Below are 495 nucleotides of genomic sequence, written 5' to 3'. Positions count from 1 at the left end.
GCGCCGCCTCGCGCGCCTTCCGGGCGTCGGCGGCCAGGCCGGCGGCCCCGGCTTCGTCGGCGTGCCAGGCCCGCGCCGCCCGCCCCATCGTGAACAGGCTCACGGAGAAACCGGGGCGCCGGGCCAGATGCGCCTGGTGCGCCTGCTCGGCGTCGGCCAGCTGCTGCTGGGCGCGGGCCAGTGCGGCCTCGGCGCCCGGCAGGTCCTCCCGTACGCGGGCCAGCGCCGCCGCGTCCCGCTCCGCGGCGAGACGCGCCGCGTGCAGGGCCTCGTACGCCGCTGCCTGCCCGGCGTACGCGTCGGCGGCCGCGGCACGCTCGTCGCGCAGCCGCTCGGCCTCGGCCAGCGCCGCCTGGAACCGCTGCTTCGCCTCACGCCACACGCCGCTCTGCGGGGTGTCGCGCCACTGCCGCATCAGGTGCGAGAGGCCGCTGCCGCTGTCGATCCACGCGTTGCGGGGGCGGGGGCGCCGCTGGGGCGGGACCGGCGGCGGGG

1 pseudogene is annotated in these 495 nt (G+C 80.6%); it reads right to left on the bottom strand.

Features of this window, described 5'->3' with window-relative positions:
* Positions 1 to 495, bottom strand: a pseudogene (locus VR44_RS38615) (hypothetical protein); the annotation flags it as partial.

Origin of the sequence: Streptomyces katrae (assembly GCF_000966975.1) — a bacterium.
In the GTDB taxonomy this organism is placed as follows: Bacteria; Actinomycetota; Actinomycetes; order Streptomycetales; family Streptomycetaceae; genus Streptomyces; species Streptomyces katrae.
This window is presented reverse-complemented; position numbering and strand designations above follow the sequence as displayed.